Source organism: Pseudomonas sp. St316 (assembly GCF_018325905.1).
Taxonomy (GTDB): domain Bacteria; phylum Pseudomonadota; class Gammaproteobacteria; order Pseudomonadales; family Pseudomonadaceae; genus Aquipseudomonas.
Genome location: NZ_AP021901.1, coordinates 2,705,256 through 2,719,186 on the forward strand (window position 1 = coordinate 2,705,256; position 13,931 = coordinate 2,719,186).

General features: G+C 63.0%; 13 protein-coding genes and 1 pseudogene. 8 read left to right on the forward strand and 6 right to left on the reverse strand.

Annotation, left to right across the window (positions count from 1 at the left end; genetic code table 11):
* The first annotated feature begins 33 nt into the window (after window positions 1-33).
* From KI237_RS12340 to KI237_RS12350, 3 genes are all read left to right on the forward strand, one after another.
* Window positions 34-1,218, forward strand: coding sequence for a pyridoxal phosphate-dependent aminotransferase (locus KI237_RS12340; protein WP_212800043.1), 1,185 nt, complete (start codon window positions 34-36; stop codon window positions 1,216-1,218).
* A gap of 218 nt (window positions 1,219-1,436) precedes the next feature.
* Window positions 1,437-2,138 carry a response regulator gene (locus KI237_RS12345; RefSeq protein ID WP_212800044.1) on the forward strand — a complete coding sequence of 234 codons (702 nt, stop codon included), beginning with the start codon at window positions 1,437-1,439 and terminating at the stop codon, window positions 2,136-2,138.
* Between the two features lie 4 nt (window positions 2,139-2,142).
* The gene (locus KI237_RS12350; RefSeq protein WP_212800045.1) at window positions 2,143-3,444 is read left to right on the forward strand and encodes an ATP-binding protein; all 1,302 of its coding nucleotides are present in this window, start codon (window positions 2,143-2,145) and stop codon (window positions 3,442-3,444) included.
* A gap of 93 nt (window positions 3,445-3,537) precedes the next feature.
* Here the strand turns inward: KI237_RS12350 and KI237_RS12355 are convergent, their stop codons facing one another.
* Window positions 3,538-4,179, reverse strand: coding sequence for a DUF1345 domain-containing protein (locus KI237_RS12355; RefSeq protein ID WP_212800046.1), 642 nt, complete (start codon window positions 4,177-4,179; stop codon window positions 3,538-3,540).
* Between the two features lie 41 nt (window positions 4,180-4,220).
* The gene (gene pncA, locus KI237_RS12360) at window positions 4,221-4,874 is read right to left on the reverse strand and encodes a bifunctional nicotinamidase/pyrazinamidase (RefSeq protein WP_212800047.1); all 654 of its coding nucleotides are present in this window, start codon (window positions 4,872-4,874) and stop codon (window positions 4,221-4,223) included.
* Between the two features lie 359 nt (window positions 4,875-5,233).
* Between pncA and KI237_RS12365 the strand changes: the two genes are divergently transcribed.
* Window positions 5,234-7,312, forward strand: coding sequence for a putative bifunctional diguanylate cyclase/phosphodiesterase (locus tag KI237_RS12365; RefSeq protein ID WP_212800048.1), 2,079 nt, complete (start codon window positions 5,234-5,236; stop codon window positions 7,310-7,312).
* Window positions 7,313-7,319: 7 nt separating this feature from the next.
* On the opposite strand, the gene KI237_RS12370 is transcribed toward KI237_RS12365, so the two are convergent.
* The gene (locus tag KI237_RS12370) at window positions 7,320-8,432 is read right to left on the reverse strand and encodes a DNA alkylation repair protein (protein WP_212800049.1); all 1,113 of its coding nucleotides are present in this window, start codon (window positions 8,430-8,432) and stop codon (window positions 7,320-7,322) included.
* Window positions 8,433-8,721: 289 nt separating this feature from the next.
* On the opposite strand from KI237_RS12370, the gene KI237_RS12375 reads away from it, so the two are divergent.
* Entirely contained in the window at window positions 8,722-9,030 is a 309-nt protein-coding gene (locus KI237_RS12375; RefSeq protein WP_212800050.1) for an RcnB family protein, read from the forward strand.
* Here KI237_RS12375 and KI237_RS12380 read toward each other — a convergent pair.
* Window positions 9,027-9,350, reverse strand: a complete 324-nt coding sequence (locus tag KI237_RS12380) for a protealysin inhibitor emfourin (protein WP_212800051.1) — start codon at window positions 9,348-9,350, stop codon at window positions 9,027-9,029. The two genes, KI237_RS12375 and KI237_RS12380, sit on opposite strands and share 4 nt — an antisense overlap.
* Complete coding sequence (locus KI237_RS12385; protein ID WP_212800052.1) at window positions 9,350-10,411, reverse strand: M4 family metallopeptidase; 1,062 nt, start codon at window positions 10,409-10,411, stop codon at window positions 9,350-9,352. The genes KI237_RS12380 and KI237_RS12385 overlap by 1 nt, the downstream gene beginning before the upstream one ends.
* A gap of 146 nt (window positions 10,412-10,557) precedes the next feature.
* Here KI237_RS12385 and KI237_RS12390 point away from each other — a divergent pair, with 146 nt between their 5' ends.
* A complete protein-coding gene (locus KI237_RS12390; protein WP_053122889.1) occupies window positions 10,558-10,899 on the forward strand; it encodes an FKBP-type peptidyl-prolyl cis-trans isomerase in 342 nt (113 codons plus the stop codon).
* A 168-nt stretch (window positions 10,900-11,067) separates the two neighbouring features.
* Window positions 11,068-11,823, forward strand: coding sequence for an ArsR/SmtB family transcription factor (locus KI237_RS12395; RefSeq protein WP_212800053.1), 756 nt, complete (start codon window positions 11,068-11,070; stop codon window positions 11,821-11,823).
* A 249-nt stretch (window positions 11,824-12,072) separates the two neighbouring features.
* Here KI237_RS12395 and KI237_RS12400 read toward each other — a convergent pair.
* A pseudogene (locus tag KI237_RS12400) lies at window positions 12,073-12,863 on the reverse strand (AraC family ligand binding domain-containing protein).
* Between the two features lie 109 nt (window positions 12,864-12,972).
* On the opposite strand from KI237_RS12400, the gene KI237_RS12405 reads away from it, so the two are divergent.
* Window positions 12,973-13,902 carry a DMT family transporter gene (locus KI237_RS12405; RefSeq protein ID WP_212800054.1) on the forward strand — a complete coding sequence of 310 codons (930 nt, stop codon included), beginning with the start codon at window positions 12,973-12,975 and terminating at the stop codon, window positions 13,900-13,902.
* The last annotated feature ends 29 nt before the right edge of the window (window positions 13,903-13,931 follow it).

Genomic DNA, 13,931 nt, shown 5'->3' on the forward strand with positions numbered 1-13,931 from the left:
TGAGGCTGGATACCGCGCAATCAGGAGAGATACATGCGCTTTTCAGTCTTGACCCAACGCATCACCGGCGATGGTGCGGCCGCCTGGCAGATTCACGACCGGGCGCTGGCCATGCGCGAACAGGGCATGGATGTGTTGTTGCTGTCAGTGGGTGATCCGGACTTCGACACCCCGCGCGCCATTGTCGACGCCGCCGTGGGCAGCCTGCGGGCCGGTGAGACCCACTATTCGGACATCCGCGGCTTGCACACCTTGCGGACCAGCATTGCCCGGCGTCATCGCCTGCGTTGCGGCCAGCCTGCGAGGGCCGAACAGGTCGTCGTACTGCCGGGGGCGCAGTGCGCGGTGTATGCGGTCGCGCAATGCCTGCTCAACCCTGGCGACGAAGTCATCGTCGCCGAGCCGATGTATGTCACCTATGAGGCGGTGTTCGGTGCCTGCGGGGCGAAAGTGGTGCCGGTGGCGGTCCTCCCGGAGAACGGTTTTCGGGTCGAACCTGCGGACGTTGCCCGTCTTGTGACCCCGCGTACCCGGGCGATGCTGCTCAACAGCCCGAACAATCCGTCCGGCGCCAGCCTGCCGATGTCCACCTGGCAGGCATTGGCCCGCTTGTGCATCGAACATGACCTGTGGCTGATCAGTGACGAGGTCTACAGCGACTTGCTGTACGAAGGCGAACACATCAGCCCGGCCAGCCTGCCGGGCATGGCCGAGCGCACCGCGACGATCAACAGCCTGTCCAAATCCCACGCCATGACCGGCTGGCGAATCGGCTGGGTCATCGGCCCTGAATCCCTCGCCGACCATTTGGCAAACCTTTCCTTGTGCATGTTGTTTGGCCTGCCGGATTTCGTGCAACGGGCCGCCCACGTTGCCCTGGAGCAGGCGTTGCCGGAAGTGGCGCAGATGCACGAGGAGTATCGCCAGCGCCGGGACCTGGTCTGCGCGATGCTCGACGACTGCCCGGGCCTCAAGCCGGTGCGGCCCGATGGCGGCATGTTCGTGATGGTCGACGTGCGTCGCACCGGCCTTGATGCCCAGGCATTTGCCGAGCGGCTGCTGGACGACTACGGCGTGTCAGTGTTGGCCGGCGAGGCATTCGGGCCGAGTGCGGCAGGGCATATCCGCCTCGGGTTGGTGGTCGATCAGGTGAAGCTTGCGGATGCGTGCCAACGGATCGCCTCGTGTGCGGCGGATTTGCTGCGGGCCCAACGGTAACGTTTTGTAGTGGCTGTGTGAAATTGTGTAAGGGTTTTGCTCGTCGATGAGCGAGGGCGTATATCCTTGGCAGCTTGAGATTTTCTGCGCCTGTGGCATCGCCATCGCGAGCAAGCTCGCTCCCACATTGAGGCTTCAATGCAACTCAGGCCCCTGTAGGAGCGAGCTTGCTCGCGATGAGGCCCAACCAGGCGCCACAGCACTTTCTGGAAGCACCCATGCCCAACATCCTCCTGGTCGAAGACGACACCGCACTGTCCGAACTGATTGCCAGTTACCTGGAGCGCAACGGCTATCAGGTCAGCGTGCTCAGCCGTGGCGACCATGTGCGTGAACGGGCGCGGGTCGATCCGCCGGACCTGGTGATCCTCGACCTGATGCTGCCGGGGCTGGACGGCTTGCAAGTCTGCCGCCTGCTGCGGGCCGACTCGGCGACCTTGCCGATCCTGATGCTCACCGCCCGGGACGACAGCCACGACCAGGTGCTGGGCCTGGAGATGGGCGCCGACGACTACGTCACCAAACCTTGCGAGCCCCGGGTATTGCTGGCACGGGTGCGTACCTTGTTGCGGCGCAGCAGCCTCACCGAGCCGCAGACGGCCAACGACCGTATCGTCATGGGCAACCTGTGCATCGACCTGTCCGAGCGCACCGTGACCTGGCGCGGTCAGGCGGTGGAATTGTCCAGCGGCGAATACAACCTGCTGGTGGTGCTGGCCCGTCACTCCGGGGAAGTACTGAGCCGCGACCAGATCCTGCAACGCCTGCGCGGCATCGAATTCAACGGCACCGACCGTTCGGTGGACGTGGCGATTTCCAAGTTGCGGCGCAAGTTCGACGACAACGCCGACGAAGCCCGCAAGATCAAGACCGTATGGGGCAAGGGCTACCTGTTCAGTCGTTCCGAATGGGAATGCTGAGCTGATGTGGAAGCTGCTGATTCGCCTTTACCTGGTCACCATCGTGTCCTATAGCGCGGCGATCTACCTGATGCCGGAACTGGTGATCCGCCTGTTCCATGAGCGCTTCCTGACCTACAACCTCGATTATTCCCGTGGCCTGCAAACCTTGATGGTCAGGCAGTTCCATGCGGTGCCCAGCGAGCAGTGGCCGACGCTGGCGGCGCAGATGGACAAGGAGTTCGAGCCGCTGCGCATCGAGCTGGCCGCTGTCGATGACGGCGGCTTCAGTGTCGATGAGCAGGCGCGGCTCAAGCGCGGCGAGAACGTGGTGCGTATCGGCGACTGGGCCTGGCGCACCTTGGCGGCGGCGCCGCTGGACGGGCGCACGGCGGTGAAGATGGTCGTGCCGCCGGACCCGGCCGACGTCAGCTGGTTGTACTGGAGCATCAACGTGTTGATCGGTGCGACGATGCTGGCCTGCCTGTTGCTCTGGTTGCGGCCTCACTGGCGCGACCTGGAACGCCTCAGGCGCACCGCCGAACGCTTCGGCAAAGGTCATCTGGGTGAGCGTACGCACATTGCCTCCAGTTCTAACATCGGCAGCCTGGCCTACGTGTTCGATACGATGGCGGGGGACATCGAGAACCTGCTCAACCAACAGCGGGACCTGCTCAACGCCGTGTCCCACGAACTGCGCACGCCACTGACACGGCTCGATTTCGGCCTGGCCCTGGCGCTGTCCGATGAGCTGCCGCCGGCCAGTCGCGAGCGCCTGCAAGGGTTGGTGGCGCACATTCGCGAGCTGGATGAGTTGGTGCTGGAACTGCTGTCCTACAGCCGTTTGCAAAACCCGCAGCGCTTGCCCGAACGGGTCGAGGTGGCGCTGGATGAGTTCATCGACAGCATCCTGGGCAGTGTCGACGAGGACCTGGCGGCACCGGACGTGGTGATCGACGTGCTGTTGCATGGGGCTCTGGAGCGTTTCGTGCTGGACCCACGCTTGACCGCACGGGCGTTGCAAAACCTGCTGCGCAATGCCATGCGTTATTGCGAAAAGCGCATCCAGGTCGGTGTTCTGGTGGGTGATCAAGGCTGTGAGATCTGGGTCGACGATGATGGCATCGGCATTCCCGACAGCGAACGCGAGCGCGTGTTCGAGCCGTTCTACCGTTTGGATCGCAGTCGCGACCGCGCCACCGGGGGCTTCGGCCTTGGCCTTGCCATCAGCCGCCGCGCCCTGGAAGCCCAGGGCGGCACGCTGACTGTCGAAGCCTCGCCACTGGGTGGGGCGCGCTTCAGGCTGTGGCTACCAACGCCGTCCTGAACCTGGACACAATCGTTGTGGCGAGGGGATTTAGCGAAGCGTCGCACCGCCCCGCTGGGCCGCGAAGCGGCCCCAATGATTGCGCCAAAAAATCTACCCAAACAACCCCGCCGCAATATTGATCGAAAACCCCAGGATCGCCGTGTTGAACACAAACCCGATCAACGATTGCGCCAGGACGATCTTGCGCAGTTGCCGGGTGGCGACGCCCACGTCCGAGGTCTGCACTGCCACGCCGATGGTGAAAGAGAAATACAGGAAATCCCAATAGTTGGGCGTGGTCAGCCCTTCGGCAAACCGCAAGGCCGGCTCCTTGCCTTCCCAGGTGTAATACAACCGCGCGTAGTGCACGCTGAAGATCACCCCGATCAGCAACCAGGAACCGATCACGGTCATTGCCGTGAAGCCGTAATGCAACAGCTTGCCGGCGGCGTGCAGGTCGCGGCTGCCAGCCAGTTCGACGGTGATGGTCGCCAGGCTGGCCAATGCCGCGATGCAGACCACCAGCAGGACCAGCCCGGCGTTCTCGTCTTCGATTTCGGCGATGCGCTTCACATCGGGCGCCTTGGCCCGCACGGTCAGCCAGGACATCAGCACCAGGTAGGTCCAGACGCCGGCATTCCAGCCAATCAGGATTTTGCTGATGATCGAGTCCACGGGAACCAGGATACCCACCGCCAGGCCAAGGACCGTGGCGCTGGACAGACGCGGGTGGGTGCGGGCGAGGAAGGGCATGGGGACTCACTGTCCGGAAAGGGGGCGCCTAGTATGAGCCGTCAAGCGAAGGGGCGGCCATCTATCGCGCTGGACTCGACCAATTGCACGCCTGCTTCCTGCATCCTTCGGATTGCCGTCTCCATCGAGCCGTCGATATCGATGCCCCGGCAGGCATCCAGTATCACCACCGCATTGAACCCCGCCAACCGGGCATCCAGCGCCGAGAACATCACGCAGAAATCCAGGGCCAGTCCCACCAGGTACACCGTGTCGATGCCGCGCTCCTTGAGATAGCCGGTCAAACCAGTGGGGGTCTGGTGGTCCGCTTCCATGAAGGCGGAGTAACTGTCGATGTCCGGATTGCAGCCCTTGCGAATGATCAGCTTGGCATGGGCGAGGTCGAGTGCCGGGTGCAGCGCGGCGCCGTTGCTGCCCTGTATGCAGTGGTCGGGCCAGAGTTTCTGCTCGCCGTAGGGCAATTGGACGATGTCGAACGGTTGCTTGCCCGGGTGGCTGGACGCAAACGAGGCGTGCCCGGCCGGGTGCCAGTCCTGAGCGAGGACGACGTGCCTGAATGAATTCCCCAACTGGTTGATCAGCGGCACGATTTCATCGCCCCCCGGCACCGCCAGTTGGCCGCCGGGGATGAAATCGTTTTGTACATCGATGACTACCAGCGCGGTGGTCAAGGCCCGGTTGGCGTGAACGCCCATGAATGAATCCTCCTTGAAGTGGTTCTTCGATAGTAGCTGAACGGCTCTGGGCCAGGTGCGCAGACTGATATATACCGCTATCGCGAGCAAGCTCGCTCCCACAGCGGTCTCAGGGGGCATGGATCGCATTGTGGGAGCGAGCTTGCTCGCGATGACGAAGTCGCATCCAATGCCCAGTCAAACTGACGCACCGCCATCCAAAAATATTCCCGCTGCGGCAATGTGTCTTTCGTCGAAAACATTCCAGGTTTGATGGCTTTTTGACATTTGGTTCGTGCGTCCCTGTCACGATTCAGTACAATCGCCGGCCTTCAACCGGGCATGGAAGCAGTCCGGTTCTCCAGTTACGAGAAACAACCATGCTCACCGGTAGTTATTCCCCCGCCCTTGTTTCGATTTCCTTGTTTGTCGCGGTGCTGGCTTCCTACACCGCGCTGGATCTGGCCGGGCGTATCGCGACCACCCAGGGACGCGCCGCGCATGTGTGGATGACCGGGGGAGCGCTGGCGATGGGGGTGGGCATCTGGTCCATGCACTTCATCGGCATGTTGGCGTTCACCTTGCCAATAGAGCTTGGCTACGATGTTTCGATCACCGCGCTGTCGCTGCTGACGGCGATTCTTTCCAGCGGTTTTGCCCTATGGCTGGTCAGCCAGCCGCGATTGCCGGCGTGGCAACTGGCCTTCGGTGCGTTGATCATGGGCGCCGGGATCAGCGCCATGCATTACACCGGCATGGCCGCGATGCGGATGCAGCCGGGCCTCGATTACGACCCGACGCTGTTCGGGGCTTCGTTGGTGATCGCCGTCGGCGCGTCGGCGGCGGCGCTGTGGATTGCCTTTCGCCTGCGCCAGAACACGCCCCATGTGCGTCTGGCTCGCGCGGGCGCCGCGGTGGTTATGGGTGTTGCCATCGTTGGCATGCACTACACCGGCATGGCCAGCGCGCGGTTCAGTGAGGGCAGCTTCTGTGGTTCGTTGGACGGCTTGAGCGGCAAGGGCCTGGACAATCTGGTGTTGATCACCACCCTGGCGGTGCTGGCCATCGCCTTGCTGACGTCAATTCTCGATGCGCGCCTGGAGGCTCGCACCGCTGAGCTGGCCCAGTCCCTGACCCTGGCTAACCGGGAGCTGACCCAGCTGGCCCTGCACGATCCTCTCACCGGGCTGCCCAACCGTGTGTTGCTGGCCGATCGTATCGACCAGGCTATGCATCGGGTGCAAGAGCAGGGTGGGTGCTTTGCCTTGATGTTCATCGACCTCGATGGTTTCAAGCCGGTCAACGACGCCTTTGGTCACCACATGGGTGACTTGCTGCTGCGGGACGTGGCCCTGCGTCTGCGCGAAGACCTGCGCAGCCAGGACACCCTGGCGCGGATCGGCGGCGATGAGTTCGTGCTGCTGGTGCAACTGACCGAACCCGACGATGCCCTGCGACTGGCGGCACGTCAGGTCGGCTTGATCGGGCGCACGTTCCGGGTGACGGAGCATGACTTGCAGATCTCCGCCAGCGTCGGCATCGCCCTGTACCCAGGCAATGGCCAGGGCGCCGAAGAGCTGCTGATGAATGCCGACGCGGCGATGTACCACGCCAAGGGCGCCGGCAAAAACGGCTACAGCTTTTTCGATGCGTCGATGAACAGCAACGCCCGCAAGCAATTGCAACTGCTGCAAGATTTGCGCATGGCCGTCGAACAGCGGCAGTTCAGCCTGTACTACCAGCCTAAGTTCGATGCGGCCAACGGCCGGCCGGTTGGTGCCGAGGCGTTATTGCGCTGGACCCATCCGACCCAGGGCCTGTTGATGCCCGACAGCTTCATCGACCTGGCGGAAAAGACCGGGTTGATCATCCCCATCGGCGAATGGGTGCTGAACGAGGCCTGTCGGCAGATGCGCGAATGGTACGTTCTCGGTTATACCGACTGGCGCATCGCGGTGAACCTGTCGGCCTTGCAGTTCTGCCACACCGGCCTGGTGCAGAGCGTCGCCAAGGCCTTGGAGACGCATAAGCTGCCGGCCAACAGCCTGACCCTGGAAATCACCGAAACCACCGCCATGAGCGATGCGGACGCGAGCATGACGGTGCTGCAACAGCTCTCGGACATGGGCGTGGACCTGTCCATCGACGACTTCGGCACCGGCTATTCGAGCCTGATGTACCTCAAGCGCCTGCCGGCCAACGAGCTGAAGATCGATCGCGGCTTCGTACGCGACCTGGAGCACGACAGCGATGACGCGGCCATCGTCTCGGCCATCGTCGCCCTCGGCCAGGCCCTGGGCCTGCGGATTGTCGCCGAAGGCGTGGAAACCGATATGCAACAGGACTTCCTGACCCAGTTGGGCTGCGACTCGCTGCAGGGCTATCTACTCGGTCATCCGCTGCCGGCCGAGCGTTTCCTGCAGGAGATTCGCCAGGCCAAACGCGTGGAGATGATCTGAGACGCCCTCAGGGAACGATATCGAACGCCGTGCTGCCCAGCCGCTCGCCGTTGACCACCAGGTGCACGGCATGCCGACCCGCGTAATGTTTGCGGGTGGTCAGCTCGCGAATGTGTTGGGATCGGCTAAGGTTGACGCAGCCCTGGGCGGGCAGGTCGAAGGTCTTGAGCTTGAAGACTTTGGCCGAGGTGCCGCCCGAGGCCTTCACGTAGTCGACGGCATAGTCGATCACCAGCCGTTGGCTCTGCTCAAGGGTTGATTGCACCGTGAAGGACAGGGTGACCTGTTCCCCCAGGCGAATCACCGCGGGCGTCACCTGCAAATCCAGCACCTGGACCTGTGCCTTGCCGCCGACCCCGATGACACCCAACGCCCTGGGGTTGCCTTGTTTGATCAGGCTACGCAGCGCATGCCGGGCGATCCACGCCGTGTGGCGGTCTTGCAGTGGCCAACCTTCGATGTGGTCCAGCACCCAGTCGGGATGCTGTTTGGTGACGTCGTTGAGGTGGTTGGCCACGGATTTGCGCACATAAAGGCTATCGTCGGCCTTGAGCGTGTCGAGGATCGCGGCGGCGAGGTCAGGGTTGGCCTGGATCGGCTCCAGGTGAAACGACCATGGCAAGCGCGGCCGGCTGCCTTCGCTGGCCAGGCGGCGTACGTGTTCGTTGGCGTCCAGCGCCCAGTTGTGCATGACCTTGAGGGTGCGCTCCAGGTCATCGCGCAGGAAGTGCCGCACGGCGAACTCCGACGAGCCGAACCGGGTGAAATACTGGAGCGCGTCCATCGATACGTCGAAGCGGTGCCGGCCATAAGAGGCCACGTAGTGTGGCAGGAACATGCTGACAAACATGCTGTTCAGGCGTGGGGCCAGGGCGCGCAGCACCTCCAGTGAAGCTTCATAGTCGAGGGGCAGCACCGCGTGCAGACACTCGCTTACCCGGGCCATGCGCTGCATCACCGACAACTCGGCCAGCCCGTCGTTGGCCATGTGCAAGAACGCCGCGGCATCGAACGTCGGGTACACCGCGCGCATTTCACTGGCGATGTGCTCCAGGCGGGCGTTGTTGAAGATTTCCTTGAGGGCAGGGGCAGGGGCAGGGGCAGAGGCGGTGGAGCTCATGGTGGGGCCGTCCGGCGAGTGTTGTAGTTCCAGGCTTGTCACTATGCCATGCGCGCCCCGTGGCGAGGGAGCTTGCTCCCGCTCGGCTGCGCAGCAGTCGTAAACCCGGTGAATGCCGTATCACTGGATGACCGCGTCGCCTGGATTGGGGCTGCTGCGCAGCCCAGCGGGAGCAAGCTCCCTCGCCACGAGAGATGGAGGGCTCCCAGCTTCAGTCTTTGCAGTAAAAGGAATGATTCGCCGTCCGCGAAGTCCCAGGTTCAGTCCCTCGAATAACTGGAGTTTTTTTATGCGCAAACCATCCCTGATCGCCAGCCTGGTCCTGATCGCCGGCCTTGGAGCCCTTGGGCCTGTTGCGCAAGCGGTCGAGAAAACCGGCGACGCCCTGGAGCATTCGCCGAGCAATGGCCGCAGGCTGGTGGAGAACGACCGGGTGCCGGCGGACTACCAGCGCGCGGACAGGGCCATGAAAGACTGGAAACAGAAGAAACTTGAGCAACCGACAAACGAGCAGCAATGGGTGCAGATCGATGACAAGTACTTGCTGATCGAAATCGTGTCCGGCGCAATCGTCAAGATCGTGCCGGCGACACGTTAGAGCACCTCGCCTTTATCCCACAGATGAACCAACTCGCCGGGTGCCTGGTCCTCAGGCACCCGTAACACCATCTCGTCATCCTGGTCGTTGGCGCGATAGCGCACCTCGATCTGGAAAAACCGTTGGTCGCCGCGCCCGGGCGTGGAGGAGGTCAGCGGCAGGCAGCCTTCCAGCACCGAGCAGATGCGTGTGCGCTGGTTGAGGTCGCATTGGGCGAACTCGATTTCCCGTGGCCGGGTCAGCGCATGGATGGCGGCGACGCCGCCCTGGCGCGACAGCCGCACCACCGCCTTGTCGTCGAGGTCTGGAAGGGTTTTCATCAGCTCTCCTGTGTCAGGTCGACGCCGACCTGGGCCCAGCCATTCTGCACTGCTTGCACTTCCCGTGTGCCGAAGCGCTGGCGGGCGTGCTCGACGGTCAGGCGGGCAAAGGCGCTGAAGGACGCGTCATTGGCCAATCTTCGGTCGCACAAGGTTTCATACCAGATCCGGCCGGCCTTTTCCCAGGCAAATCCGCCCAGCGTGGTCGCCACCAGATAAAAGGCCCGGTTGGGGATGCCGGAGTTGATGTGCACGCCGCCGTTGTCTTCACGGGTAATGACGAATTCGCGCATGTGCGAAGGTTGCGGGTCCTTGCCCAGCAACGGGTCATCGTAGGCGCTGCCGGGGTTGGACATGCTGCGCAGGCCGTCGCCGTTGATCTTGTCGGTGAGCAGGTCGGCTCCGATCAGCCAGTCGGCCTGGTCGGCGGTTTGTTCGAGCACGAACTGCTTGACCAGCACACCGAACACATCGGAGATGGACTCGTTCAGCGCACCGGATTGGTTGGCGTAGATCAAGCCGGCCTCGCTTTCGGTGACGCCATGGGCCAGTTCGTGGGCCACCACGTCCAGGGAGCGGGTGAAGCGCTGGAAGATTTCGCCATCGCCGTCGCCGAACACCATCTGCGCGCCGTTCCAGAAGGCGTTTTCATAGCCCTGGCCATAATGCACGCTGCCCACCAGCGCGAAGCCTTTGTTGTCGATGGAGTCGCGCCCCAGGACCTTCCAGAAAAAATCATAGGTGGCGCCGAGGGCGTCGTAGGCTTCGTCCACGGCCGGGTCGCCACTGGCCCGCTGGCCTTCCAGGCGGACCGGTTGGCCGGGCAGCTCCATGCCGTTCTGGGCGTCATGCACGCTGCGTTGCGGCTGTCCGGCCTTGCCGGGTTTGGGCAGCTTCGCGGCGGCGGGAAGGTTGCCGGGCGGGCCGGGGTTGTGTCGCAGGTTGCGCACGTGGGTCAAGGTGCCGAGGGCGCTGGAGCGTTGCTGTTCGGAGCCGTGGGCGATGATGCGATTGAGGATGTAGGGCGGAATGAAACCGTGGAGCGGACGAGAGTCGAACATCAGAAAATCCTTATCTGAAATGCAGGGTCGATACCCATGTGAACCGAAGAGGTCGTCGCGGTTCCCTGCCGTATGGCATACAACGTTTGCCATGGGCCTGGATTTCTGCGAAAACCCCGCGCCTGGATCACACGAGGGATACCGCCATGAATGAAGAGCTGCAAATCATCGACCTGCAACAGGGCGACGGCAAAAGCGTAGTCAAAGGTGCGCTGATCACGACCCAATACCGCGGCACCCTCGAAGACGGCACCGAATTCGATTCGTCCTACAGTCGCGGCAAACCCTTCCAATGCGTCATCGGCACCGGTCGTGTCATCAAGGGCTGGGACCTGGGCCTGATGGGCATGCAAGTCGGTGGCAAGCGCAAGTTGTGGGTGCCGGCCCATCTGGCCTACGGTGAACGGTCCATGGGCGCCCATATCAAGCCCAACGCCAACCTGATCTTTGAAATCGAGTTGCTGGAAGTCTTGACTCGGGACGATTGAGGGGCGGCTGCGGGTCATGGTGTGTCAGCACATGGCCGTTCGCTGACCGGGCGCCAGTCCGTCGGGTTGAAATCAGGTGGGCCTCTGGGCGATGGTCTTGTTCGTGATGGAGAAAGTGTTGCTACTATCTCCAGTCGATGCATGGCTTGATTCGTCGGGGAGCGAAACATGAACGCAGAGCACCATGACCTGGGGGTGTCCCAGGTGGCGGCGGCCATTGCCGAACCGGCGCGCACCCGGATGCTGTGTGCGTTGATGGACGGCCATGCCCGCACCAGCACCGAATTGGCGAGCATCGCCGAGGTCAGCGCCTCGACCGCCAGCGCCCATCTGGCGAAACTCAAGCAAATGGCCCTGGTGCGCTTGCATGTCCAGGGCCGTCATCGTTATTACAGCCTGGCCGATCCGCGCGTTGCCCAGGCACTGGAGGCGCTGATGGTGATCGGCCAGAGCGCTACGCCGACCTTCACCCCGCGCACACCGGATCGCCTGCAGTTTGCTCGCACCTGTTACGACCACATGGCCGGTACCTTGGCGGTGCGCCTGCATGACCGAATGATCGAGGCTGGGTGGCTAGTGGAACTGCAGGACGAGGGTTATCGGCTGAGTGAATCCGGCGAGGCGGTGTTCGAGGGATTGGGCATCGATGTCCAGCAACTCGCCACGCAACGCCGCCGATTCGCCTGTCCCTGCCTGGACTGGAGCATGCGCCGCCCCCACCTGGGCGGTGCCTTGGGGGCGGCGTTGCTGCAAGTGGCGATCAAGCGCAAATGGGTAATCCAGGACCTGGACAGCCGCGCGCTGGGGGTGACGGCCAGTGGTCGCCGGGAGATGGCAGGGCGGTTTGGGGTCAGTGCCGAAATCGATGCCAAACCCAACGGCGCCATCGCGAGCAAGCTCGCTCCCACAGTGGGCCTGCGCTGAACCCAAAACTCATGCACACCCACAGTGCATCTGAGCTGAACCCAAAACTCATGCACACCCAGAGTCCTTGTGGGAGCGAGCTTGCTCGCGATGACTGCGGTACATTCAATACTTATGCAAGCTGACCCACCGCAATCGCGAGCAGGCTCGCTCCCACAATGGATCGGCGACGAAGACATGATCGATGTCCACCGCAAGCCCCTGTGGGAGCGAGCTTGCTCGCGATAGCCATTCCAGCCCCCCTCATCATCAAGCCATGTGCCGGCGTCGATACTCATCCGGCGTAGTGCCCATCATCTTGCGGAACATGCTGATGAACGCCGAGGCGCTGCTGTAGCCCAGGTCCAGGCCGATGGTTTCCACGCTCTGGCCACGCTCGAGCAGGGCCAGGGCCTCGATGACTTTCAGCGTTGGCGCCATTCCACCAATGACATGCCCAGGTCCCGCTGGGCCCGGCGCATCAGCGTGCGCTCGGTGGTGTTGGCGGCGCGGGCCAGTTGCGGCAAGGAGCGCGGGTCGCTGGGGTTCGCTTCCAAGGCCCGCAGCACGGGGCCCAGCAGCGGATCATCCGAAGACGGCAGGTAGCTGCCGACATGGGGCGCCTGCGCCAGCTTGTCCACCAACACCTGCAGCAAGCGCTGCTGTTCGGGCGTCTGCGGTTGGCTCGGTGGATCGCTGCGCAGCTCTTCCAGCAGGGCGCGGATCAGCGGGCTCAAGGTCAGCGCACAGGGTACGGCTGGTAGCGCACCGCACAGTTCGGCGGCCAGGTACAACGAACAATGGCAGGCCTCATGCCGATTGAACCCAACGTGTTCCATGTCCGGTGGCAACCAGATGCCGTACTGCGGCGGCGCCAGGTAATGATGCTGGGCGATCTCGATTTCCATCACCCCGCTGTAGGAGTAGACGAACTCACCCCAGGCATGCCGGTGCCGTGGGTAAGTGGCATGGGCCGGCATGCAGGCGCTGCGAAAGAAAATCGGCGAGGGCAGGGCCGCGTCGAACGGTGGAATCTTCAGATGTTGAGCTGGAGGCAGCATATCGACCGCAATGGCGGATTACCGGGATGGCTTGTCGGGTAATCACTATATCCAGCAAAGGTGTCAGGCAGACAATCCTTTCATCTATTTCTGCCCGAGGACCTTTCCCATGATCACCCGCCGCGCCCTGGATGGCCAGGTCTGCGCCCTGATGACCGGCCTCTGTGCCATTTGGGGGTTCCAGCAAGTTGCGATCAAGGCCGGTGCCACCGACATGGCGCCGATGCTGCAACTGGGCGTGCGCTCGGCCATCGCGGCGGTACTGGTCTGGCTCTTGGTGTTGGCGCGGGGCGAGCGTTTTTCGCTGGCCGATGGTAGCTGGCGTCCAGGCATGCTGGTGGGGTTGTTGTTCGCCCTGGAGTTCGTGATGGTCGGCGAAGGCCTGCGTCATACGACGGCTTCGCACATGGTGATTTTCCTGTACACCGCACCGATGTTCGCCGCCCTCGGCTTGCACTGGAAACTGCCGAGCGAGCGCCTCAAACCGACGCAATGGCTGGGCATCGCCGTTGCATTCGGCGGGATCGTGGTGGCTTTCAGCGGGGGCTCGGGCGCGGCGAACGGCAGCACCTTGCTCGGTGACGGCATGGGCTTGTTGGCGGGCGCGCTATGGGGCGCAACCACGGTAACGGTACGCTGTTCGCGGCTGACGGACCTGCCGGCCAGCCAGACGCTGCTTTACCAATTGGTTGGCGCCGGGGTGCTGTTGACCGCCATGTCAGTGGCGCTGGGGCAAACGACGATCAACCCCACACCACAACTCATTGCCAGCCTGGCGTTCCAGGTGTTGCTGGTGTCCTTCGCCAGCTTCCTGATCTGGTTCTCCCTGCTGCGTCGCTACCTCGCTTCGCAATTGGGCGTGCTGTCGTTCATGACGCCGCTGTTCGGCATCGGTTTTGGCGTCTGGTTGCTGGATGAGCCGTTGGAGCCGAATTTTATTGTCGGCGCGGTTCTGGTGCTGGGCGGGATCTTGCTGGTCAGCGGTTACGGATGGTTTCGCCAGCGTTGGGGACGATGGCCGGTTTTGCGGCGGGAGTGAAACGGGTGCGGGCCTTTGTGGCGAGGCAG

Bases quoted from the DNA above. Each gene is read 5' to 3' on its own strand.
- KI237_RS12385 (WP_212800052.1), bottom strand. From the start codon at position 10,411: ATGTTCGACTCTCGTCCGCTCCACGGTTTCATTCCGCCCTACATCCTC.
- KI237_RS12380 (WP_212800051.1), bottom strand. From the start codon at position 9,350: ATGAAAACCCTTCCAGACCTCGACGACAAGGCGGTGGTGCGGCTGTCG.
- pncA (WP_212800047.1), bottom strand. From the start codon at position 4,874: ATGGGCGTTCACGCCAACCGGGCCTTGACCACCGCGCTGGTAGTCATC.
- KI237_RS12350 (WP_212800045.1), top strand. From the start codon at position 2,143: ATGTGGAAGCTGCTGATTCGCCTTTACCTGGTCACCATCGTGTCCTAT.
- KI237_RS12375 (WP_212800050.1), top strand. From the start codon at position 8,722: ATGCGCAAACCATCCCTGATCGCCAGCCTGGTCCTGATCGCCGGCCTT.
- KI237_RS12370 (WP_212800049.1), bottom strand. From the start codon at position 8,432: ATGAGCTCCACCGCCTCTGCCCCTGCCCCTGCCCCTGCCCTCAAGGAA.
- KI237_RS12395 (WP_212800053.1), top strand. From the start codon at position 11,068: ATGAACGCAGAGCACCATGACCTGGGGGTGTCCCAGGTGGCGGCGGCC.
- KI237_RS12390 (WP_053122889.1), top strand. From the start codon at position 10,558: ATGAATGAAGAGCTGCAAATCATCGACCTGCAACAGGGCGACGGCAAA.
- KI237_RS12345 (WP_212800044.1), top strand. From the start codon at position 1,437: ATGCCCAACATCCTCCTGGTCGAAGACGACACCGCACTGTCCGAACTG.
- KI237_RS12405 (WP_212800054.1), top strand. From the start codon at position 12,973: ATGATCACCCGCCGCGCCCTGGATGGCCAGGTCTGCGCCCTGATGACC.
- KI237_RS12355 (WP_212800046.1), bottom strand. From the start codon at position 4,179: ATGCCCTTCCTCGCCCGCACCCACCCGCGTCTGTCCAGCGCCACGGTC.
- KI237_RS12365 (WP_212800048.1), top strand. From the start codon at position 5,234: ATGCTCACCGGTAGTTATTCCCCCGCCCTTGTTTCGATTTCCTTGTTT.
- KI237_RS12340 (WP_212800043.1), top strand. From the start codon at position 34: ATGCGCTTTTCAGTCTTGACCCAACGCATCACCGGCGATGGTGCGGCC.